Genomic DNA, 1004 nt, shown 5'->3' on the forward strand with positions numbered 1-1004 from the left:
AGTTCGTCTTCAACGATAAGAATGTGTGGGGTCTGCATGTTTCGCTACCTAAAATTTGCCAACAAATCGAAAACAGGGCGTACGCGGGTATTCAGGCTCGCTAAAAAGCGCGGTGTGTGGCGCTTAACCGTTGTACGAAATTATGTTCTTGATAAACCATCTATCAACGTCAACAACAGTGTTAGCTCAGCCAGTCAGAATGAATATTGCCTGCCCCAGGAGAGAATCTTTTGGCGCATATCCTAACCGCATTAACAGCAACCTAACAGCACCGACAACAACCGATAAGCATAAAAACAACGCTTCGTTGACTTATATCAAATGCAATTGTAGCACGTTAACACTTATGTGAAAAACTTCTCTTGTAATGCAAGCTTAGCTCACAAAAAATATCAATTTCGCTACATATTTACGCGATGTATGCGTAAAACAAAATTGTAGTTACGCTTTTGCTACTGCCCTGTTTAAAAGGCTATTTCGCCTGTTAATTTGATTTATTGCCCGTTCGTAATGCAATAGGGTTCTACAGGGTTTTTTATTGAATTTTAACATCCTTAACAAATTATTTTCTCAGCCCGCTGGATTCCGGCTTTAACAGCGGCGCGTGCTACTATACGGCGCGATTTCTAAACACAAATGGAATAATCATGCGTTTCCCCCTTATTCTGGTTTCGCCCGCCCGGGCGGAAAATATTGGCGCAGCGGCGCGTGCGATGAAAACGATGGGCTTCAGCGAACTGCGCATCGTCGCCAGCGACGCCTGGCAGGATCCCGCCGCGCGGCGAGTCGCACACGGCGCCGGGGATATCCTGGATAACCTGCGCACCTTCGACACCCTGAACGACGCGCTGGCCGATATCGACTTCTCTGTCGCCACGACGGCGCGCAGCCGCGCGAAGTTCCGCTACTACGCCACGCCGCAGCAGGTTGAGGCGCAACTGCTGGAGAAGCGTCAGTGGGTAAACAGCATGGCGCTGGTCTTTGGCCGCGAAGATAGCGGGCTG

Annotated in this window: 1 protein-coding gene; it reads left to right on the plus strand. The window is 49.2% G+C overall.

All coding sequences use genetic code 11. The features are described 5' to 3' along the window. Positions 1-647: 647 nt before the first annotated feature. Positions 648-1004, plus strand: a 357-nt coding sequence (locus tag B3797_RS13960; RefSeq protein WP_311791386.1) for a TrmH family RNA methyltransferase, incomplete at its 3' end; no start/stop codon positions are given.

Source organism: Pantoea sp. UBA5923 (assembly GCF_002431095.1).
In the GTDB taxonomy this organism is placed as follows: Bacteria; Pseudomonadota; Gammaproteobacteria; order Enterobacterales; family Enterobacteriaceae; genus Pantoea; species Pantoea piersonii.